This is a genomic window from Halanaerobium saccharolyticum, assembly GCF_004362045.1.
Classification (GTDB): Bacteria; Bacillota; Halanaerobiia; order Halanaerobiales; family Halanaerobiaceae; genus Halanaerobium; species Halanaerobium saccharolyticum_C.
Genome location: NZ_SNWX01000001.1, coordinates 60,685 through 82,789, shown reverse-complemented (window position 1 = coordinate 82,789; position 22,105 = coordinate 60,685). Strand labels below are relative to the sequence as shown.

The window sequence follows — 22,105 nt, the reverse complement described above, 5'->3', positions numbered from 1 at the left end:
AGCGGCAGGTTTTATTTACTCAGATACTTTCTTTATTGAGGCTCCAACTTCTCGAAGCCTCTTTTCTATATTTTCATATCCCCGCTCTACATGATAGATATCCTTGACCTCTGTTTGTCCTTCGGCAGCCAGTCCGGCCAGAATAAGTGCAGCACCTGCCCTCAGATCGGTAGCTCTAACTTCGGCACCAGTCAGGGGGGCCGGTTTGATGAGAGCACTATGACCATCAATTTTAATTTCTGCTCCCATTCTTTTCAGTTCATCTACATGCATAAAACGATTTTCCCAGACTGTTTCAATAATTAAACTTGTCTCATCAGTCTGAGTCAGCAAAGCCATCATTTGAGACTGCATATCTGTAGGAAAACCCGGGTAAGGTAATGTTTTAACATCAACGGCCTTTAAGTCATTACCTGCTTTAACCCTGACACCTGCTATGTCTTCTTCTACAGTAATACCCATCTCATGCATTTTAGCGATTAATGGTTTTACGTGTTCAGTCAGGACATTGCGGACAAATACATCTCCACCAGTGATAGCCGATGCTATCATATATGTACCAGCCTCGATTCGATCAGGTATGATTCGATGTTCAACTCCATGCATCTCATCAACACCCTCAATTTTGATGATATCTGTACCTACACCTTTAATATTAGCTCCCATCACGGTCAAAAAGTTTGCCAGGTCTACAATCTCTGGCTCCCGGGCCGCATTTTCGATAATGGTCTTACCTTCAGCCCGACTGGCAGCAATCATAATATTAATAGTGGCCCCTACACTTGGATAATCAAGATAAATCTCTGCTCCTTTTAATTTATCAGCCTTTACATCAACAACCCCATGGTCTAAATTAACCTCTGCTCCCAGAGCCCTAAACCCCTTAAGATGAAGATCAATAGGACGATTACCAATATTGCATCCTCCCGGAAGAGTAGTTCTTGCATGCCCTGATCTGGCAAGCATCACTCCCAATATATAATAAGAAGCACGCAGTTTCCTGGCTAAATCATGATCTGCTTCGGTTTTAGATACCCCGGTTGGATCAATAATAATCCGGTTTTTATTTCTTTCTATTTTTGCACCCATATCTTCAATAATACTGCATAAATTGGTTACATCTCTAAGTCGTGGAATGTCATCTAAAACAACCTGAGAGTCAGCAAGTAAAGATGCAGCTATAATTGGCAAAGCCGCATTTTTTGCTCCCCCAACTTTAATTTCTCCTGTAAGTGGATTTAAACCCTGTATAATATACTTGTCCACCTCTAAAAGCCCCTTTCTAAAATAAATCATTCCTTCTTTAAAATCCAGATCAAATTTTATCCTTCAATCATTCATTAATAAATGTCAGTTATTTATTTTGACAGCCTACACAGTTGGCACCTGTTAATTTATCGAATATGCCGGCCTTTTTATAATTAATTTTTTCCTCCGGCGCTTTTTCCATTAATTCCTTCCAACAATCCCCGCAGAGCAATGAGCCTGCATTCCTTATAATATTATCAGATAAACCCTTTTTTTGCAACTTTTCCTCACGGTCCGGAATCCGACCAAATTGCTGAGTTACAGCATCTTTTCCAGCAACTGCCAGCGCTACATTTCCCCGGAACTCCGGAGAGTTTTTTCTATTAAATCGAATTCCTTTTTCCCGGGCCCATTTTATATAATCTGAGATATGTTTTTTAGCGATATCTCCTCTAATAATCAGCTTGTTTGCTTCACTACTTTTTAAAACATCTTTTATCTCGGGGTATAAAGCTGTTTCTTTAACCTGATCCTCTGTCAAATAGGCAATAACTCGTTCCTCATATTCACCCAGAAATCTATTTTTTTCACCTTTTTTAATTTCAGTCGGACCAAAAGCTCCCTCACGAGCTTTTTTTTCTAATTTGCTTTCATTATCATTTGTCATAACTATACCCTCCTCTTAATATTTTAACATTTTAAGTTCGAGATGTACACCTCACGTGCACCTACCGTTTACTTGTCGTTTTTTGTCGAAATATAATTTTGATCAGCAGGGGAATTACTCAGCACTGAAGCGATGAAATATAAAGCCAGATTTAAAGATGAAGAAATTAATTTTATATATTGATGACTGCAATTTATCATTAATAACTTTTTATCTTTTAAACTGAAAAAGGGCCCCTGGGGGCCCTTTTCTATTTATATAGTTTTATAAACTCATACCCTTTTCTACATTTATCGACATAAGTCGACAAGTAAACGGTAGGTGTTATAAACGATCATAGCCGTGATCCTGATGACCGGCGGCTTTGAGGCGGGCCAGAGCACGATCATAGGCTGCTTCTGCTTTAGCAAAGTCAACTTTGTCATGTCCTTTTTCCAGCTTTTCTTCTGCTCTTTCTTTTGCAGCTTCCGCCCGCTCAATATCAATCTCTTCCGGCAGTTCGGCGGTTCTAACCACCAGATTAATCCGATCAGGCTGAACCTCCATAAAACCCTCACTGATAGCTATCTGAATTTCCTCACCATCTTTAACAACTCTTACAACTCCAATCTGCATTGCAGTTACTAAAGGTGCATGGTCAGGCAAAATACCAATCAGACCATCAATTGCAGGTCCTTCTATCAGATCTACCTGTTCACTATAAGCTAATTTTTGCGGTGTTACCACATCAAGCTGAATTTTTGGTGCAGCAGCCATTGGCTACTCACCTTCTTCCAGCTGTTTAGCTTTTTCTACTGCGTCTTCGATTGTACCTACCATGTAAAATGCTTCCTCTGGCAGATCATCGTAGCGCCCCTCTAAAATTCCTTTAAAGCCTCGAATTGTGTCATCCAGTTCAACATACTTACCTGGTGTTCCAGTAAACTGCTCAGCAACAAAGAATGGCTGAGACAGGAATCTCTCAATTCGACGGGCTCTATTTACAACAATCTTATCTTCTTCAGATAATTCGTCCATACCCAGGATAGCGATAATATCCTGTAAATCTTTGTATTCCTGTAAAATTTCCTGGACCTCACGTGCAACATTATAATGTTCTTCACCCAGAATTCTGGGGTCAAGAATATTAGAAGTTGAATCAAGTGGGTCAACAGCAGGGTAAATTCCTTTTTCCACAATATCTCTGGAGAGTACTGTTGTAGCATCCAGGTGAGCAAATGTGGTTGCAGGAGCAGGGTCAGTCAGATCATCTGCAGGTACATATACTGCCTGGACAGATGTGATTGAACCTTTCTTTGTTGAAGTAATTCTCTCCTGTAAGGTACCAACATCATAAGCAAGTGTTGGCTGATAACCTACCGCAGAAGGCATTCTACCTAAAAGCGCAGATACCTCAGAACCGGCCTGAATAAAACGGAAGATATTATCAATAAATAATAATACATCCTGACCGGCTTCATCACGAAAATACTCGGCCATTGTCAGTCCTGTAAGTCCAACGCGCATCCGGGCTCCAGGTGGTTCATTCATCTGACCAAAAACCATCGCAACCTTATCTAAAATATCAGCTTCCTGGAACTCCAGCCAGAGGTCATTACCCTCTCTGGTTCTTTCTCCAACACCGGAGAATACAGAATAACCACCGTGTTCTGTCGCTATGTTATTAATTAATTCCTGGATAAGTACTGTTTTACCTACACCAGCACCACCAAAAAGTCCAACTTTACCACCACGAGTATAAGGTGCTAAAAGATCAATAACTTTGATTCCTGTTTCGAAAAGTTCAGTTGTTGATTCCTGCTCTTCAAATTTAGGTGCAGGGCGGTGAATAGGCATTCTCTCATCTGTTTTTACCTCACCACGATTGTCAATAGTCTCTCCTAAAACATTAAACACTCTTCCCAGTACAGCCTCTCCTACTGGAGTACTGATTGGTTCTCCCTGATCTACAGCTTCCATTCCTCTTACAAGTCCATCTGTGGAAGACATAGCAACTGTTTTAACTCTATCATCACCCAGCTGCTGCATTACTTCACAGGTTAAGTCTATCTCACTTTCTTCATTTTGTATTTTGATAGCATTGAAGATCTTAGGTATATTTCCATCCGGAAATTCAATGTCAACTACCGGACCAATAACCTGAACTACTCTACCAATGTTCTGGTCACTCACGCAAATTCCTCCTTTAATAAAACTTTATTTAAGTGCCTCTGCTCCACCAACAATTTCTGTAATTTCCTTAGTGATTTCTGCCTGACGAGCTCTGTTATACTTAAGGGTTAGATCATCTATCATCTCACTTGCATTTTCAGTCGCAGAGTCCATGGCAGTCATCCGGGCACCAAACTCACTTGCTTTAGACTCCAGAAGGGCTGAATAAATAACATTAATTAAATACTGAGGTAAAATATTATCAAAAACTTCAGCCGGAGAGGGTTCGAAAATATAATCTACATATTTCTTTTCTCCCTCTTCTTCTACTGTTTCAGCATCCGTTTCAGCATCCATCTCAGCTTCCACAGGCTCCTTCTGCTCAGTTTCAGGTTTTTCTGCCTCTTCCGCAAACTTTTCTACCGGTAAGAGCTGCATATTTTTTACTGATTGACTGATAGCAGAATTAAAGTGGGTATAAATCATCGACACCTTATTGACATCTTCTGCTTCAAAATGATGAATAATCTCATCAGCAAGATTGTTGGCAAAACCATAACCAGGGTAATCATCAAGCTGAACATATTCAGCCATAATATCTGTATCCAGACGTCGAAAATAGTCCCGTGCCTTTCGCCCAAGAACCATTAAAGAAACTTCTTCTTCTGTTTCCACAATTTCTTCGGCCAGATCAATCACCTTGTGATTATAAGCTCCACAGAGACCTCGATCTCCTGTAATAACAATTACCAGATGCCTGCCCCCTTCTCTTTCTGCTAAAAGTGGGTGGGCTGCTTCTTTAGTTCTGGTAAATACACCTCTTAAAACTTCCACTGTTTTATTGAAAAATGGCCGGGCATCTTCTGCTCTATTCTGAGCATTTTTCAGTTTGGCGGCAGCAACCATTTTCATGGCTCTGGTAATCTTTTGAGTGTTCTTAACACTCCCTATCCGCCGCTGAATATCTCGCATATTCTGCATTGTTATTTCACCTCAGCTTCCTCTGCTTCGGTATCAGATTCGCTAGAATCCATATCTACAATAGTATTTTTTCGAATCTCGAACATATCTTTAAACTCTTTAACCATCTCATTCAATTTTTCTTTAAGTTCATCAGATAATTTTCCTGATTCAATTATTTCTTCTTTTACTTCAGGGTAATTACTGTCTATAAAATTAAGATATTCTTCTTCAAAACGGCCCAAATTATCAACAGGCAGCTCATCTAAATGACCATTAGTCACCGTATAAATAATAATAACCTGTTCTGCCACCGGCATTGGTGAATACTGATCCTGTTTTAAAATCTCTACAATTCTCTCACCACGAGCAAGTTTCTGCTGAGTTGCCTTATCAAGGTCAGATCCAAACTGGGAAAAAGCCTCAAGTTCACGATACTGTGATAAGTCAAGCCGCAGTGTACCGGCAACATCCTTCATCGCCTTAATCTGTGCATTACCACCAACACGAGATACAGAAATACCTACGTTAACAGCCGGTCTTACACCTGAGAAGAACAGCTCACTCTCAAGATAAATCTGGCCGTCAGTGATCGAAATAACGTTGGTAGGAATGTAAGCGGAAACATCTCCAGCCTGGGTTTCAATGATCGGCAGGGCAGTTAAAGAACCTCCACCTAAATCATCATTCAACTTGGCGGCCCGCTCTAATAACCGTGAGTGTAAGTAAAATACATCACCAGGATATGCTTCACGTCCAGGTGGTCTTCTTAAAAGAAGTGACATGGCACGATAAGCTACCGCATGTTTGGAAAGATCATCATAAATTATTAATACATCTCGATCATCTTCGTACATAAAATGCTCACCCATAGCACAACCGGCATAAGGTGCGATATATCTAATCGGAGCTGGCTCACTTGCTGTAGCAGAAACTACTATAGTGTAATCCATTGCTCCTTCTTCTCTCAGTCTTTCTGTAAGCTGAGCTACGGTTGAATTTTTCTGTCCAATAGCTACATAAATACAGATCACATCATTATCTTTCTGGTTGATAATTGTATCAATACCAATCGCTGTTTTACCAGTCTGACGGTCACCAATAATTAATTCACGCTGGCCTCTACCAATTGGAGTCATCGCATCAATTGATTTTAGACCAGTCTGCAGGGGAACCTCTACAGGCTGACGATCAACAACACCAGGTGCTTCCGATTCTACAGGTCGATATGTATCACTTTCAATTGCACCTTTACCGTCAAGCGGCTGTCCAAGTGGATTAACAACTCTTCCTAAAAGAGCTTCTCCAACCGGCACCTCCACTACCCGGCCGGTGCGTTTTACATCATCACCTTCTTCAATTAATGTCTCATCACCGAGTAAAACAACCCCGATATTATCTTCCTCAAGGTTTAAAGCCATTCCAAAGACTTCATTGGGAAATTCCAGAAGTTCTCCGGACATAGCGTCTTTAAGTCCGTAGACATGAGCAATACCATCACCTACATCTAATACAGTACCGACACCCACGGATTCTAATTTTTGTCCATAATTTTCTATTTCTTTTTTGATAATCGAACTTATTTCTTCAGGTCTCAGTTTCAAATTAATTCACCCCTAACTTACTTACTGGAATCGATTTTAGCTTCTGCTTCAGTGAGTTGAGCTCATAGAACAGGCTGCCATCGATAATATAATCTTCAATTTTCAGAACAATACCAGCAATGATTTCTTGATCAACTTTATTTTCAATCTGAATATTATAATCTAATAGTGAATCTAATTTTTCTTTTAATTTATTTAACATCGAATCATTTAATTCCACAGCTGATGTAACTTCTACATGCAAAATGCTTTCCGCATCATCAACCAGTGTATTGAATTCTTTGAGAATTGATTCCAGAAAAAACTCTCTTCTTTTTTCAATTAAGATAAAAAGAAAATGTAAAATATCCTGATCCAGCTCTTCAGCAAAGATTTTCTCCAGAGTTCTTTTTTTATCTTCTGGAGTTATCCGCTGATGGAAAAGAAGCATATTCAAATCTTCATTTTCCTGTACCAGCTGCCAGAATTCAGACAAATTTCTTTTTAATTCCAATAGATTATCATGGTCTTTTCCCAGTCCAAATAAAGCACGACTGTATTTAGATGCTACTTCATTTCTCATTGCAGTTCACCCAGTTTCTCTTTATCAAGCTGGTCTATAAAGTCCATAATCATCTGCTGATGTTTGTCCTCGTTTAACTGCTCCTGGATTAGTTTATTTGCTGCCTGAACTGTGTAATCAGCAATATTGTCTCTGAGTTCAGCTGCTGCCTCCTTTTTGGCCTGTTCAATCTCTTCTAACTTTTTGGCCTTTAAGTTCTCAGCTTTATCTTCTGCCTTATTTATAATATCTTTTGCTTTTTTGTTGGCTCTACTTTCTGCTTTATCTACAATTTTTTGAGCCTCATTATGAGCATTTTTAAGTTTCTGCTCATATTCTGCTTTAAGTTCTTCTGCTTCTTCGCGTGTCTCTTCGGCTTGATCCAGATCACTGTTGATCTGATCGGCTCTTTTATCCAGTATCTCTTTTACTGGAGAATAGAGATATCTTTTTAGTAAAAACATTAAAACAAAAAAGTTTACTAACTGCCATAACATTGTAGTGTTAATATTAACCAAGAGTACATTCACCTCCTGAAAGATAATTCAGGCTTAATTTCTGCCCAAAATATTTATACTCAAAAATTTTATAAAAAACGACAATTAAAGCTGCCGATTTTATTAGCGGCCCATCATTATAAGATGGGCTGACAAACAAATAATATAGTAAGTACTATTAAGTCAGGAGAATTACTCTCCCGACTTAATTACAGACTTAAACTATATTGTAAAGATTAAAACAATGGCAATAACCAGAGAATAAATACCTGTTGACTCAGCAACAGCCTGACCTAAAAGCATAGTGGTAATAATATTACCTCTTGCTTCTGGATCTCTAGCTACAGATTCTACAGCTTTTCCAGCGGCATAACCCTGACCAATACCAGGACCAATACCTGCGATCATTGCAAAACCTGCTCCTAAAAGTGCAGCTGCTCTAATAATTGTGTCAATAACTGCTGGTGAAAATTCTACCATTATAATTTCCTCCTTTCGGTATTAAAAACAAAAATCATTATTTATACTCATCAATTTTACTTTGAAAAGTATCTTTAAGTAAATCAATAACTGACCATGAAATCACAACAAATTTAATCATAAACAAACCTACTGCAGCTGCCAGGAAATTTAATCTGGCATGTCTAACGGCAGTAACCAGAACCAGAAAATAAAGAGCATATTCTAAAAAGTATCTGTTTCTGATAAACTTTTCAGCTGATTCTTCTTCCATACTCAATGCCCTAATTATGTTATTATATTTTAATCTTAACAGAAGAGTTGCAATTACCAGGCCAAAAATAAAGCCGAGGGTAACATCATATTCTCCTGCCAGTAAAGAAGATATAATTGGCAGCAAAGAAATCAAATAAGTTTTTTTCAGGATTTCTTTCTGTACTTTTTGTGGATCATCAATATCTTTCATCTATTACTCCTTAATCATTTACTTCTCAATTATTACAAAGTTAAATTCCAAAAATCAAAAAGATTGCAATAACCAGAGAGTAAATACCAGTTGAAGCTGATATTACCTGTCCCAGCAGCATAGTTGTAATAATTGGACCTCTAGCCTGAGGCTGCCTTCTGACAGCAGATGTTGCTTTACCAGCAGCAAAACCCATTCCAACTCCGGGACCAACTCCTGCAATCATCGCTGCTCCTGCTGCAATATAAGAGACAGTTGTAATCACTGTATTGGCCACTTCGGGTGAAAATTCTATCATGATTTGCCTCCTTTCTCAAGACTAAGACTTAGCAACTGAAATATAGGCAATAGCAACCATTCCAAAGATCAGAGCCTGAATTGCACCAACAAATATCCCAAACCAGGCATGTAGTGGTACGGGAATTAAAAACGGAGCTGCCTGATAAATAAGTGTTATAATTATACCTCCACCAACAATATTACCAAAAAGACGAAATGAGTGAGAAATAGGTTTCGCTAATTCTCCTATGATATTAATTGGAAGTAAAAAGATTACCGGTTCGGCAAAACTTTTTATATATCCCCAGACACCATATTCCCGCATTCCTTCATACTGAGTGACAACAAATACTACCAGTGCCAGTCCCAGGGTGGTATTTAAATCACCAGTCGGATTGGTGACACCGGGTACAACTCCAATCAGATTTCCAACTCCAACGTAAATAAAAATAGTCGCAATAAAAGGAAGGAATCTCCAGCCTTCTCCCGGCAGCATAGGTTCAATCTGTTTATAAATGATTTCTATTATAAACTCTGCTACATTCTGCTTACCGTTAGGTCGGATAGTTAAACTGGTGGTTAAATATTTAGCACCTATTAAAATAATAATTACAGAAACCCAGCCAACAATCAGGGTGTCAGTAATCGGTAAAAAATCTTTTCCAAAAAGATAAAATAATATCTTCGGACCTGGATTCAAAATTATTCCTCCTCTCGTAAAAATAGTTTAAAAAGACAAAACTTAAAATAAATCAAATTTAAAAATAACTAAAACTAAACTGAAAAAGAACAGAAAAATTTAAAAATGGCTTTTTATTTAATCATCAAAAGTCGACATTAATAGTTTGTAAACAGAATAAAAGCCGGCCCCCAGACCAACAATTAATCCTGATAATTTAAATAAAAGATCAAAATCAAAAAAACTATCAATTAAATAACCGGCCCCAAAACCAATACCTCCAGAGACGACTATCACCAGACCAACTTCTGTTAACAGAGCAAGTCCACGCATAATTTGACGCCAATCTTTGTTATCCATTTTTTATCTTACCTTTGTCATATTTTATTATATTAAGACTAAAGTTGCAAGCTCACTTGTGAAATTAACAACAAAATATTTAAAAGAACAAGTTTTTATACAATACTTATTTTATATCTTCAACCACTTAAATTCTGTAAAAAACAAACAAACAGAGGAGAGAATTGCTCCAATAAATTTGTTTACTACAATTAACTATCTTCTTACAATTAACTGTCTTCCAGGGAACATCCTTCCTGAGGAAGTTCTACAGAAAAAATTCCGATTTTTTTGGCTCCATAAATAATAATTAAAATAACTGAAATAAAGATAATTAAAGCATGATCAAATTTAATTCCATTAATGACAAAAGCAACTGTACCCAGGATTGCACTGATCATATAAACGGAAAGAACTGCCTGTTTCTGATTCATTCCAATTGCCAGCAGCCGGTGGTGAATATGTCCGTGGTCAGCCTCTCCAATTGGGCGGTCATTAAATATTCTTCTAATAATAGCAAAAGTAGTATCCATGATTGGAATTGCCAGGGCCAGCATCGGCACAAAAATCGTCACAGCTGCTGCACTCTTTAGAGCACCTGTAATCGAAACAGCCGCAATAATATAGCCGATAAACATGGAGCCCGTATCCCCCATAAAAATTTTAGCGGGATTAAAATTATATTTTAAAAAGCCAAAACAGCTTCCGGCAAGTAAAACTGCCAGCATCGGAGCAGTAACCTGATTTTCCTGCAGCGCAACTGCAAAAAGGGTTAAAACTGCGATAATTGAAACTCCTGCTGCCAGGCCATCGAGACCATCAATCAAATTAATAGTATTAATGATACTAACAATCCAGAAAACTGTAAAAGGAACTGTATAAATACCAAGATAGATAAAACCGCCAAACGGGTTGGTGATAAAATTAATTTTAACTCCATAATAAATTAAAATCAGAGCACCTATTATCTGACCAATAAACTTTATGGGTGCAGAAATTTCGAACTTATCATCCAGCAGTCCTAAAATCAGCATAAACGTTCCACCTACCATGATCCCTGTAATTGTCTGATTGGCAGGCAGAAAAAACCTGAGAGGAATCATAAAGGCAAGATAAATTGCAGTCCCCCCTGCTGTAGCAATCACCTTTTTGTTTATTTTTCTTTCTCCCGGTCGGTCAATAAAATTAAGCTGATGCGCCAGCCTGATAATAACGGGAGTTATGATTAAGGATAATATTAAAGTAATTATAAAAGCAGCCAGATAAAGCAATTATCTTACCTCCCCTAAAGGGTACCGGGTACTTGTAAAAATTAACCAGACACAAACTCCAATATTTATGGTAAATTTTTACAAGTACCCGGTACCCAAATTTTATTTAGTACCGTAAAGCCTATCCCCTGCATCACCAAGGCCGGGAACAATATAAGCATGATCATTTAATTTTTCATCCAGTGCACCTGTCCAGATATCAATATCGGGATGTGCATCCTGAATTTTCTTAACTCCCTCTGGAGCTGCAACCAGTACCATTAATTTAACACTGCGCGGATTTCTATCTTTAATAAACTTAATTGCTTCCATAGCTGTATTACCTGTAGCCAGCATGGGATCAACTACCAGTAAATCTCTTTCCTGAATATCAGTTGGAAGTTTACAGTAATACTCAACAGCTTCCAGTGTTTCAGGGTCTCTATATAAACCAATATGACCAACCCGGGCAGCAGGAATCAGTTTTAGAACTCCATCCAGCATCCCCAGTCCGGCTCTTAAAATTGGCACAATCCCCAATTTTTTACCGGCTATCATTTTAAATTTGCCTTTGGTAATCGGAGTTTCAATTTCTACATCTTCTAAAGGCATATCTCTTGTTACCTCATAGGCCATTAAAGTTGCTACCTCATCGGCCAGCTCCCTAAATTCTTTGGGGCCGGTATTTTTGTCCCTCATTATTGCAATTTTGTGTCTGATTAACGGATGGTCCATTACATGTAATTCACTCAAAATTATTTCTCCCTTCATATTAATATTATTCTACTTAAAGAAGCTTAGTCCTCCTCAATCAACTCAATATTCTTTAGTTTTTTTAAGGAAAACCTTAAATTCTTCTGAATTTCATCCCGGGTCTCTCTATATACTTCTTCGGAAAGACCAAAAGGATCCTGAATATCTCTGGAATCAGTATCCAGCTCACTCAATTCCTTTAAAGTAAAAATTTTATCGGCTAAATCTGGATGTCTGAGGACCAGGGCCCGACTGTGCTTGCGGGTCATAGTAATAATTAAATCTTCCTGACCTAGCTCGATCTCTTCAATATTATGAGAAATATGATCGGAAAGATCAATATTTAATTCTTTCATCACAGAACTTGCCTTTTCATTGGCTTCAGCACCTTTAACAGCCGAAATTCCAGCTGAAAGAACTTCCCATTTTTTTAATTTAAGTTCATCATTTTCTGATATCAATTCTTTTAATAAATACTCTGCCATTGGACTTCTACATGTATTTCCCGTGCAAACAAATAAAATCTTTTTAATTGTCTCCACCTCCTGGCTGAGAATATTCTCCGGCAGCGGCAGCCTTATAAACCCTGTTCATCACAGCCTCACCGATACCCGCTGTCTCTAATTCTTCAATGTAAATTTCTTCAATACTCTGATCAGCATCAAGTTTTCTAAGTAAATCAAAAAGTTTTTGGGCCAGTTCTTCCGGAGCTTCATGATCAAAAACTCTCAAAATTTTTATATTATCTTCTGTAAGATCTTTAATATTTATTTTGCTTTTTCTAGCAGTGATAACAGCAATTTTTTTTGTTTCTGCTCTTTTTAAAGCCTGTCTCAAAACAGAAATTCTGTCCTCAAAATTAAAGATGTGTAATTTTTTCTGGGGCGCATAATGGCGGTATTTCATTCCCGGAGAAAGTACTTTATCATCTTTGAGTTCAGCAGCTAAACTAACATCTTCTCCTAAAAAAGAAGATATATCTTCGCGGCTGACACCACCCGGCCTTAAAACTCGGATCTCTTCTCCGCTCAGATCAATAACTGTTGATTCCACCCCAAATTGAGAGGGCCCTCCGTCAAGAATCAACGGTATTTTTCCTTTGAGATCATTATAGACATGTCTGGCTCGAGTCGGACTGGGAAAACCAGATGTATTAGCACTGGGAGCTGCCAGGGCCAGTCCAGAAAGCTCAATGACAGCCAGCATCAGAGGATGAGCAGGCATCCGGACTGCTATAGTCTGCAGACCGGCAGAAGTTACAGCAGGCACCTTCGCATTTTTCGAAAAAATAATTGTCAGCGGTCCCGGCCAGAATTTTTCCATTAATTTTTTAGCTTTTACAGATGTTTTACCGGCTGTCAGCTCTCCAAGCTGTGACTGATCAGCAATATGAACAATCAGCGGGTTATCCTGGGGCCGACCTTTGGCTTTAAAAATCTTCTTTACAGCTTCCGGATTCATGGCATCTGCCGCCAGACCATAAACTGTTTCTGTAGGTAGAGCCACAACTTCTCCATTTTTTAAGAGGTCAGCAGCCTCAATAACTGCCTGATCTTCTTTTAATTTATTTCTCAAAACAGAATCCAGAGCAAGTCCTTCAATTCTGTCAGACTCAAATTTTTTTTGATATTCGGTTTTTTTTATTTTAGTTTTAAATTGCATCAGCTCCACCTAACTTCATCTACTGCAGCAGTATTTTTTAATTATTTTAACCCTCAGTTTTTTTAACTGCTTCAAAAACTGCTGAGACAATTCTGTCATTCTCTGCATAATCCTTTTTCACTTCCACCTGAGACCAGCTTTTACCAAAAAGATTGCTGACAGCTTCAGCCTGCTGATAACCTATCTCCAGAAAGATTTTGCCACCATTTTTTAGCACTTTTTCGGCCTCCGGTATCAGACGCCGGTAATAATCTAAACCGTCTGCTCCTGCTTTCAGGGCAGTTTGTGGTTCCTTTTTGACCTCCGGTGACAGTTCTTCCATTTCCGCCTCCGAAATATAAGGAGGATTAGAGACTATAATATCAATTTCTTTAATCTCCCTTTTGATAAATTCTGCCAGCAGATCACTTTTTAGAATACTCATCCGCTCACTTAATTCGTGTTTTTCCATGTTCCGGCGGGCAACTTTTAGGGCCTGTGGATCAAGGTCAACTCCTACAACTTTAGCTTCAGTCAAGTAGTGAGCCAGACTAACAGCAATGGCCCCACTACCTGTGCCCACATCAATTATCTGCGGACTCTGCAGCTCATTCTGACGGCAGTATTCAATAACTGTCTCCACCAGATTCTCTGTCTCCGGTCGGGGAATTAAAACCCCTTCCTTTATTTCAAATTCTAATGACATAAATTCTTTTTTCTCAGTAATATAGGCTGCTGGGACTCTCTGCGCCCTCTTTTTTATCATTTCTCGATATCTGTCAACTTCGCTGCTTTTTAAAGGATAATCATATTTTACATAAAGATTGATCCTTTCCATATCCAGGAGATCTGCCATCAGTACTTCAGCATCCAGGCGAGAGCTTTCGATCCCTCGTTCAGCCAGAAACTGATCACTGCGTTTAAGAAGTTCTTTAATATTCATTTTAGATCTTCTCCAATCTCTTGATATTATCCTCCTCAATTAAGGCTTCAATAACAGGATCCATCTCTCCATCAAGAATTTTATCCAGCTGGTGGACAGTCAGATTAATCCGGTGATCACTTACTCTCCCCTGAGGGAAATTATAGGTTCTGATTTTCTCGCTGCGGTCACCTGTACCAACCTGTGATTTGCGAGCTTCAGCTCTTTCCTTTTGTTTTTCCTGCTCTTTTTTCTCCTGCAGGCGGGCCCGCAGAATCCGCATTGCCTTAGCTTTATTTTTATGCTGTGACTTTTCGTCCTGACAGGAAACGGTAAGACCGGTTGGCTTGTGAGTAATTCTAATAGCGGAGTCAGTTGTGTTTACACTCTGACCACCTGGACCACTGGAGCGAAAGGTGTCAATAGTTAAATCATTAGTATTGATATCTACATCCACTTCTTCAGCTTCCGGTAAAACAGCAACGGTAGCGGTAGAAGTATGGATCCGACCGCTGGACTCAGTTGAAGGCACACGCTGTACTCTGTGAACCCCACTCTCGTACTTTAAATATTTAAAAATATCTGTTCCTTCAATTGTGAAAATAATTTCCTTAAAGCCACCAGAAGCAGACTCGTTGGCACTCATTATCTCTACCTTCCAGCCCTTATTTTCTGCATAACGAGAATACATTCTGTATAAGTCAGCCGCGAAAAGTGCAGCTTCATCTCCACCAGCACCGGCCCTGATTTCTACAATAACGTTTTTCTCATCATTGGGATCATCAGGCAGCAGCATAATTGGAAGCTTTTCCTCCAATTTTTCTTTTTTAGGCTTTAGTTCTTCAATTTCTTCTTCAAACAGAGCCTGCATTTCTGGATCATCTTCCAGCTCCATCATTTCCTCTGCTTCTTCGATACCCTCTTTTGCTTCTTTATATTCTTTATATTTTTCTACTATCTTTTTTAATTTTGCATGTTTTTTTAAAAGTTTTTGATATTTATCACTATCATTGATTACCTCAGGATCACTGAGTTTGGAATTTAATTTTTTATAATTCTCAACCAGTTTATCCAGTTTTTCTTCTAAGTTTTCTAAATCAAACATTTATATTTCACCTCATATTATCTTTAAAATTGGCAGCAGATTATTCCCCTTTAAGAGCATGACAGCTTCTACAGCGAGCTTCGTAAACCTCAGATGCTCCCACTAAAATCACCGGGTCATCTGCAGCCGCTGGCTGTCCATCGATTAAGCGCTGGGTTCTGCTTGCAGGTTCTCCACACTGGATACAAATAGCATGCAGTTTATCAACATATTCAGCTCTGGCCATTAATTCCGGCATCGGTCCAAAGGGCTGATTGCGAAAATCTCTATCCAGTCCGGCCAAAATAACTCTAATCCCTCTGTCAGCCAGGTCTTCACAAATTTCTACTAAATCTTCATGAAAAAATTGAGCTTCATCAATCCCTACTACATCAACTGCAGCATCGATTCTTTCTAAAATTTCTTCTGGATGATCAACTGGTACTGCTTCTATACTGTTTCCACTGTGAGAAACAACATCTTTTTTGCTGTAACGGTCATCTAAAACGGGTTTAAATACTTTTACTTTCTGTTTAGCAATTTTTACCCTGCGCAACCTGCGGATCAGTTCTTCGCTTTTTCCACAGTACATGGGGCCTGTAATTACTTCCAGCCAGCCGCTTTTTGTAATTTTATACAATTATTCCACCTCATCATTATAATACTGATCATAATTCTTTAAAATTTCCAGGCAAAACTTTCTATTTTATCGCCAGTTATTGAAAATTTTTCTAAAAAAAAAGCAGAGCAATTAAGCCCTGCAGCAGAAAAAAAGGATTTCTGTTCCGTTCTACTCAGTATCTTTTTCAGATTCTTCTTCTGAGCTTTCGTCTGAAATCCCGTATTTTTTATTAAATCTTTCGACACGACCACCTTTTTTGGCTTTACGCTGTTTTCCTGTATAGAATGGATGACAGCTAGAACAAACTTCAACCCTGATATCTTCTTTAGTTGACTTAGTTTTATAAACCTCGCCGCAGGCACAGGTTATTGTGGTTTCTTTAACGTCTGGGTGGATTCCTTCACGCATCTATATCACCTCTCTTGCATTCATAATTATTGTTACACCGATTATTTTATGTCTCAAAAATCGGGCTGAAGACATAAATCTTCACGCTAAGATTTATTATAACACAGGGCTTTTAGTGTTGCAAGGAGAAAAAATTAATTAGAGAAAGACTTTATTCTGCCTGTGAGAAGTTAAGTCTGCTCTTTATTCCACTCTCAAAGTGCTAATTTTATTTATTTGATTTATAATGACTGCCCAGGGCTGCCGGTGGTCTGGATCTAATTACTGCTCCGGCTAAAATAAGAACAGTCAGAACATAAGGCAGCATCTGGATAAATTCAGAAGCTATATTTAAGTTCATTCCCTGTAATCGCATCTGGACAGCATCAGTAAAAGCAAAAAGCATGCTGGCAGCAAATCCTCCCAGTGGATTCCACTGCCCAAATATATTGGCCGCCAGTGCCATATATCCTCTCCCGGCTGACATATTGCTGCTAAACCAGTTTAAATGGCCCAGGGACAAATAAGATCCTCCCAGTGCTGCCAGGACACCACTTAAAGTTACAGAAAAATATTTAATAAACCGAATGTTTATCCCGAGAGTATCTGCTGCTTCGGGGTGCTCACCGGTAAAGCGGATCCGTAATCCAAGGGGGGTTTTAAACAATAGATACCAGCTGGAAATTACAATGATAAACATCAGATATACAATCGGGGAATTACTGGCTAAAAGATCACCAAGCAGAGGTAGATCTGCCAGAATTGGTATTTTAATTTCAGGCAGACCAGCAACCTGTGGTGAAGCACCTTTTTGGCCCCAGATAACCTGCATTAACCAGGTAGTAAATCCCAGAGAAAGAATATTAATTCCAACTCCAGCAACCACATGATCAGCTTCCAGGTCTATTGTAAAAAAAGAAAAAAGGAGTCCTAAAATTGCACCAGCAGCTAATGCAGCCAGAACACCAAAAAAAGCACTGCCGCTGTAATAGGAACCCACAGCTCCTGCAAAGGCGCCTGTTAATATCATACCCTCCAGACCAATATTAATAACTCCAGATCTTTCGGAGAAAGCTCCCCCTACTGCTGCTAAAGCAATAGGAACAACCAGCCGAATTGCAGCAGCTAGAGTATTTATACTAAAAATTGTGCCTAATACATTCACGAATTATCACCTCTAAATATTCCGCTTTTATTTTTTAAGATTTTAAAAATTGAAGGTGCGGCAACAAATAAAATAACAAGCCCCTGAACTATTGTCATCAAGTCAGCTGGAATTTTGGCAAAAAGCTGCATTGACATCCCGCCAGACTCTAAAATCCCAAATAAAAAGGCTGCAAACAGAACTCCCAGCGGTTTATTTCTCCCCAGCACAGCAACAGCTATCCCTGTAAAACCATAACCTGGAGAAAAATTGGTAATAAATCTATGCAAAACTCCCAGAACCATGGTGCTTCCGGCCAGGCCAGCAATTCCTCCACTCAAAAGCATTGTATTAATGATAACTTTATCCGAATCTACCCCACTGTATTCGGCAGCATTTATATTTTCTCCTACCAGCTGTAAATCATAACCATAAGCAGTGTGGTTTAATAAATAATAAATTATTATAATAACAAAAATCGCTATAAATAAAGCCCAGGTCAAACGAGTATTTGCTACTAATTCCGGCAGCCTTGCCTGTTCCGCTATTTTTTTTGTCTGATCAACGGGGCCTTCTTCTTTAAAATAATTCTTCAGCAAAAAAGTAGTTAATAAGATTCCAATATAATTAAACATAATTGTGGTGATAACTTCGTGAGCACCGGTTTTAGCTCTTAAAATACCGGGTACTGCTGCCCATAAAGATCCTGCCAGGGCACCTGCTGCTAGAGCTAAGGGGATTAAGATAAATCCCGGCAAATTCGAAAAAATAATAGCAGCCAGAGCTGCAGCAAAAGCTCCAAGATAAAGCTGACCCTCTGCTCCAATATTAAAAAGACCGCTCTGAAAACCGACAGCAACTGCTAAACCGGTAAAAATTAAGGGAATTGTTTTCAAAAAAGTTTGAGCTATATTATAAGTGCTGCCAAAAGCACCGTAAAATAAATAATAATATGCTTTTAGAGCACTGTGACCAGAAAGTTTTATTAAAAGAGCTCCCAGGAGCAGTGCTGAAATTATAGCTGCCACAGAATATAATATTTCCTTCAGATTTTTATTAAAAGCCATCTATCTTTCCTCCCTGCTGTGTCCGGCCATTAAGAGTCCTAATTCTTCCTGATCAAAATCTTCTACTTTACCCCGGGCCACAATATTCCCCTCATAGATAACCAGAATTCTATCACTTAAACTCATCAGTTCGTCCAGTTCAGCCGAAATCAAAAATACAGCCTTGTCTTCTTCTCTAATTTTTAACAGCTGCCTGTGTATAAATTCAATAGCCCCAATATCAACACCTCTTGTTGGCTGTGCTGCTAAAACAAATTCTGCTCCTCTGCTCAATTCTCTTCCAATAATTAACTTCTGCTGATTACCTCCCGATAGTTCTGAAGCCCTGGAATTTTTACCAGAGAAGCGAACATCATATTCTTTTAAAATTTGATCAGTATAATTATTAAGATAATCAAAATCAATCATAAATTTATTTTTAAACTCAGGATTCCACTCTGAGCCCAGCAAAATATTTTTAGCGAGAGAAAAGTTTCCAACTAAACCGTATTTATTTCTATCAGAGGGGATATGTGCCAGCCCCATATTTCTCCGCTCCCGGGTAGAAACTTTAGTTATTTTTTGAGAATTAAAGAGTATTTCTCCACTGTCCGGAGCTTTTAAGCCGGCAATAATTTCTTCTAACTCCAGCTGTCCATTACCTTCTACTCCGGCCAGTCCAACAATCTCTCCCTTTTTAAAAGATATATTTATCTCATTAAGTTCTAAACCGCTGACCGGGTTTTTATAACTTAAATTTTTAATTGAAAAAATTTCTTTTCCGGGATTTTTACTGCTTTTTTCTAAATCTAACAAAACCTCTCTCCCGACCATCATATTAGCTAATTTCTGCGGAGTTGTATCATTTTTATTAACAGTTCCTATCTTTTTACCATCTCTTAAAATAGTTATCCGATCAGCAATTTCCATTGTTTCGTTTAATTTATGAGTAATAAAAATTATTGTTTTATTATCTTCTTTTAAACTTTCCATGATTTCAAATAATTCTTCCGTCTCCTGAGGCGTTAAAACCGCTGTTGGTTCATCTAAAATTAGTATTTCTGCCTCGCGATATAAAGCTTTCATAATTTCCACCCGCTGCTGTTCTCCAACTGAGAGATTTTCGATTAATGCTTCCGGATCCAGATCAAATCCAAAATTCTGAGATATTTCTTTAACCTTAACTGCAGCTTTCTTTTTATCAATACTGGTCCCCCAGGTTCTGGTTGGCTCCTGACCTGCAATAATATTTTCAATTATAGAAAATCTGTCGACTAACATAAAATGCTGATGGATCATCCCCATCTTTTCTTTGATTGCCCCGGCTGGATTATTAATCTTTACCGGCTTATTATTTATTTTTATCTGGCCCTGATCTTTATTATAAAGACCAAATAAGATTTTTACCAGGGTTGACTTCCCCGCTCCATTTTCGCCAAGCAAACAGTGGATTTCACCTTTTTTTACCGAAAAATCTATACTGTCATTTGCTTTAACACTACCAAAAGACTTAGAAATATTTTTCATTTCAACAGCATTTATTGTCATCACCTCCAACTCAAATAGAAAGAAAATAGGGACATTTCTGTCCCTATTGCATATTTGTTATTTTCTAGCTGCCTCAATAGTGGCCGGGATTTTTATTTCTCCCGCTGCTATTTTATTTTTAATTTTCTCTAACTTTTTAATAATCTCAGCTGGAAGCAGGCTTTCGGTATAACCCAGTCCCTGTTCTTCAATACCAAGGACATGAACTCCGGGTTTAAAGTTGTTTTCTATAACCTGTTTAACAGCTCTTTTTACTGTGTGATTAACAAATTTCATTCCATTTGTTAAAACATGTTCTGGAGCAACATGATTTTGATTAGAGTCAGCTCCAATTCCATAGATATTGTTTTCTGCAGCAGCTTTGAGCACTCCCAGGCCAGAACGACCAGCAGCACCCCAGATAACATCTGCTCGCTGTTCTATCATAGCCTTAGCAAGTTCTTTTCCTTTGGCAGGATCTGCCCAGCCGCCAACATAAGAGTGAATTACTTTAACTTCAGGATCTATATATTCTGCTCCTGCTATATAACCTGCGATATTTTCATCAATTAAAGGAATTTTCATTCCCCCGATGACTCCTATTACTTTAGCTGGATTAATCTTCTCATCTTTAGTCCTGGTGGTCATCATAGCAGCGGCTGCTCCCATCAAAAACCCTCTTTGCTTTTCCTCATAAACATATGAGGCGACATTATCCTGTTTAACTACAGCATCTACAATAGCATATTTTTGCTGAGGATATCTTTGAGACACCGTATTCAGAGCATCAGCCTGATCAAAACCAATAGATATTATCAAATCATATCTATTTAAGGCTGAAAACTGGGTTAAATATGTTTCATATTCAGAAATAGAAGTAGGTTCAGCTGCATCAAAACTAATTCCATATTCTTCTCTGGCTGCTTTGATACCTTTAAAAGCCATATCATTAAATGACTGATCACCCAATCCTCCTGTTGCAAATACGATTGCTATTCTTCCCTCGGCCAGCACAGCAGAAGATAAAACAGCTGTCGCTAAAATTAAAAACAGAGCAACTAATAATAATTTTTTTCGCATAAATATTACCTCCCAATTTTAATTTTCTCTTGTCAGAGCCTCAAGTGCCAGAACAATCTCCTGCTCAACTGCCTGAGAAACTTCTTCTCGATGAGGGTCATAACTATCAGCATCAAAATTAACAGCTATGCCATCAATTGCCAGCACTGCACCTGCTTTAATGTTATTTAAGGATGCAATAACAAATAAAGCGCTGGCCTCCATTTCTACAGCTATTGCCCCTGCCTGACTGAAATAATTATTGCTCAATGATTCAATTTCCGGATAAAAAGCTGCAATTGTCGAAACAATGCCGGTCCTTGTCTTAATTTCTAATTCATTAGCTGTTTGATTAAGCCTATTGACAATTTCCCAGTCAGCCACTGCAGGATAAGATAAATCCACAAGCTGCTCTGTCAGACCATCATTTCTGACAGCAGCTGAGGCAATAACAAGATCCCCATCTTTAATCTTTTGAGAAAGTGAACCCGCTGTTCCAACTCTAATTATCTCTTCTACCCCTCCTTTGATTAATTCTGTAAAGGCCACTCCGGCTCCCGGACCACCAACTCCATGGGACAAAACACTAATTGGTTTATTATTATATAAACCATTAAGCAGTTTATATTCTCGATTATAGCTTATCTCTTCTGGGTTGGACAAAAAGCCGGCAATTTTGTCAGCTCTGGCTGGATCTCCACAGACTAATGCTTTTTTTCTAATATTTTTACTATCAGTTTTTAAAATAGGTAAAAATATCTCTTTCTTCAAAATTCTCAA

26 protein-coding genes are annotated in these 22,105 nt (G+C 38.5%); all 26 read right to left on the bottom strand.

From position 1 onward, the window contains the following. Positions 1 to 15: 15 nt before the first annotated feature. The 26 genes from DFR79_RS00445 to DFR79_RS00320 all read right to left on the bottom strand — a co-directional run bounded on the left by DFR79_RS00445 (position 16) and on the right by DFR79_RS00320 (position 22,096). Positions 16 to 1,296 (bottom strand): UDP-N-acetylglucosamine 1-carboxyvinyltransferase, encoded by a 1,281-nt coding sequence (locus tag DFR79_RS00445; protein WP_133513529.1) that lies wholly within the window; start codon positions 1,294 to 1,296, stop codon positions 16 to 18. A gap of 58 nt (positions 1,297 to 1,354) precedes the next feature. Further along, entirely contained in the window at positions 1,355 to 1,915 is a 561-nt protein-coding gene (locus DFR79_RS00440; protein ID WP_133513528.1) for a YueI family protein, read from the bottom strand. 324 nt (positions 1,916 to 2,239) lie between these two features. Next, positions 2,240 to 2,671, bottom strand: coding sequence for a F0F1 ATP synthase subunit epsilon (locus DFR79_RS00435; RefSeq protein ID WP_133513527.1), 432 nt, complete (start codon positions 2,669 to 2,671; stop codon positions 2,240 to 2,242). Positions 2,672 to 2,674: 3 nt separating this feature from the next. Further along, a complete protein-coding gene (gene atpD / locus DFR79_RS00430; protein WP_133513526.1) occupies positions 2,675 to 4,087 on the bottom strand; it encodes a F0F1 ATP synthase subunit beta in 1,413 nt (470 codons plus the stop codon). 24 nt (positions 4,088 to 4,111) lie between these two features. Then, positions 4,112 to 5,047 (bottom strand): ATP synthase F1 subunit gamma, encoded by a 936-nt coding sequence (gene atpG / locus DFR79_RS00425; RefSeq protein WP_133513525.1) that lies wholly within the window; start codon positions 5,045 to 5,047, stop codon positions 4,112 to 4,114. A 2-nt stretch (positions 5,048 to 5,049) separates the two neighbouring features. Further along, entirely contained in the window at positions 5,050 to 6,630 is a 1,581-nt protein-coding gene (gene atpA / locus DFR79_RS00420; RefSeq protein WP_133513524.1) for a F0F1 ATP synthase subunit alpha, read from the bottom strand. Between the two features lies 1 nt (position 6,631). Then, positions 6,632 to 7,192, bottom strand: coding sequence for an ATP synthase F1 subunit delta (atpH, locus tag DFR79_RS00415; protein ID WP_133513523.1), 561 nt, complete (start codon positions 7,190 to 7,192; stop codon positions 6,632 to 6,634). After that, complete coding sequence (gene atpF, locus DFR79_RS00410) at positions 7,189 to 7,689, bottom strand: F0F1 ATP synthase subunit B (RefSeq protein WP_133513522.1); 501 nt, start codon at positions 7,687 to 7,689, stop codon at positions 7,189 to 7,191. Before atpF ends, atpH begins: the two co-directional genes overlap by 4 nt. 201 nt (positions 7,690 to 7,890) lie before the next feature. After that, a complete protein-coding gene (atpE, locus tag DFR79_RS00405; protein ID WP_133513521.1) occupies positions 7,891 to 8,148 on the bottom strand; it encodes an ATP synthase F0 subunit C in 258 nt (85 codons plus the stop codon). A 37-nt stretch (positions 8,149 to 8,185) separates the two neighbouring features. Further along, positions 8,186 to 8,593, bottom strand: a complete 408-nt coding sequence (locus DFR79_RS00400) for an ATP synthase subunit I (RefSeq protein WP_133513520.1) — start codon at positions 8,591 to 8,593, stop codon at positions 8,186 to 8,188. Positions 8,594 to 8,633: 40 nt separating this feature from the next. Next, positions 8,634 to 8,891, bottom strand: coding sequence for an ATP synthase F0 subunit C (gene atpE / locus DFR79_RS00395; RefSeq protein ID WP_133513519.1), 258 nt, complete (start codon positions 8,889 to 8,891; stop codon positions 8,634 to 8,636). A gap of 21 nt (positions 8,892 to 8,912) precedes the next feature. Further along, complete coding sequence (gene atpB / locus DFR79_RS00390; RefSeq protein WP_133513518.1) at positions 8,913 to 9,572, bottom strand: F0F1 ATP synthase subunit A; 660 nt, start codon at positions 9,570 to 9,572, stop codon at positions 8,913 to 8,915. A 117-nt stretch (positions 9,573 to 9,689) separates the two neighbouring features. Continuing rightward, positions 9,690 to 9,911, bottom strand: coding sequence for an AtpZ/AtpI family protein (locus DFR79_RS00385; protein WP_133513517.1), 222 nt, complete (start codon positions 9,909 to 9,911; stop codon positions 9,690 to 9,692). Between the two features lie 209 nt (positions 9,912 to 10,120). Then, the gene (locus tag DFR79_RS00380) at positions 10,121 to 11,161 is read right to left on the bottom strand and encodes an MraY family glycosyltransferase (RefSeq protein WP_133513516.1); all 1,041 of its coding nucleotides are present in this window, start codon (positions 11,159 to 11,161) and stop codon (positions 10,121 to 10,123) included. 102 nt (positions 11,162 to 11,263) lie between these two features. Then, entirely contained in the window at positions 11,264 to 11,911 is a 648-nt protein-coding gene (gene upp, locus DFR79_RS00375) for a uracil phosphoribosyltransferase (protein WP_432207086.1), read from the bottom strand. A 26-nt stretch (positions 11,912 to 11,937) separates the two neighbouring features. Next, positions 11,938 to 12,435: a low molecular weight protein arginine phosphatase gene (locus DFR79_RS00370; RefSeq protein ID WP_133513514.1), complete on the bottom strand. Its 498-nt coding sequence runs from the start codon at positions 12,433 to 12,435 to the stop codon at positions 11,938 to 11,940. After that, on the bottom strand, positions 12,422 to 13,555 hold the full coding sequence (locus DFR79_RS00365) for an L-threonylcarbamoyladenylate synthase (protein WP_133513513.1): 1,134 nt from the start codon (positions 13,553 to 13,555) through the stop codon (positions 12,422 to 12,424). The genes DFR79_RS00370 and DFR79_RS00365 overlap by 14 nt, the downstream gene beginning before the upstream one ends. A gap of 46 nt (positions 13,556 to 13,601) precedes the next feature. Further along, a complete protein-coding gene (gene prmC, locus DFR79_RS00360) occupies positions 13,602 to 14,477 on the bottom strand; it encodes a peptide chain release factor N(5)-glutamine methyltransferase (protein WP_133513512.1) in 876 nt (291 codons plus the stop codon). 1 nt (position 14,478) lies between these two features. Beyond that, positions 14,479 to 15,561, bottom strand: coding sequence for a peptide chain release factor 1 (prfA, locus tag DFR79_RS00355; protein WP_133513511.1), 1,083 nt, complete (start codon positions 15,559 to 15,561; stop codon positions 14,479 to 14,481). A 40-nt stretch (positions 15,562 to 15,601) separates the two neighbouring features. Further along, positions 15,602 to 16,180, bottom strand: coding sequence for a thymidine kinase (locus DFR79_RS00350; RefSeq protein ID WP_133513510.1), 579 nt, complete (start codon positions 16,178 to 16,180; stop codon positions 15,602 to 15,604). Positions 16,181 to 16,330: 150 nt separating this feature from the next. Further along, a complete protein-coding gene (rpmE, locus tag DFR79_RS00345) occupies positions 16,331 to 16,570 on the bottom strand; it encodes a 50S ribosomal protein L31 (RefSeq protein WP_133513509.1) in 240 nt (79 codons plus the stop codon). A gap of 208 nt (positions 16,571 to 16,778) precedes the next feature. Next, positions 16,779 to 17,714 (bottom strand): ABC transporter permease, encoded by a 936-nt coding sequence (locus DFR79_RS00340; RefSeq protein WP_208107465.1) that lies wholly within the window; start codon positions 17,712 to 17,714, stop codon positions 16,779 to 16,781. Continuing rightward, positions 17,711 to 18,760, bottom strand: a complete 1,050-nt coding sequence (locus DFR79_RS00335) for an ABC transporter permease (protein WP_133513508.1) — start codon at positions 18,758 to 18,760, stop codon at positions 17,711 to 17,713. The genes DFR79_RS00340 and DFR79_RS00335 overlap by 4 nt, the downstream gene beginning before the upstream one ends. After that, positions 18,761 to 20,287 carry an ABC transporter ATP-binding protein gene (locus DFR79_RS00330; protein ID WP_133513507.1) on the bottom strand — a complete coding sequence of 509 codons (1,527 nt, stop codon included), beginning with the start codon at positions 20,285 to 20,287 and terminating at the stop codon, positions 18,761 to 18,763. A 57-nt stretch (positions 20,288 to 20,344) separates the two neighbouring features. Next, positions 20,345 to 21,346: a BMP family lipoprotein gene (locus tag DFR79_RS00325; protein ID WP_133513506.1), complete on the bottom strand. Its 1,002-nt coding sequence runs from the start codon at positions 21,344 to 21,346 to the stop codon at positions 20,345 to 20,347. Between the two features lie 18 nt (positions 21,347 to 21,364). After that, positions 21,365 to 22,096: a nucleoside phosphorylase gene (locus tag DFR79_RS00320; protein ID WP_208107464.1), complete on the bottom strand. Its 732-nt coding sequence runs from the start codon at positions 22,094 to 22,096 to the stop codon at positions 21,365 to 21,367. Positions 22,097 to 22,105 lie beyond the last annotated feature (9 nt).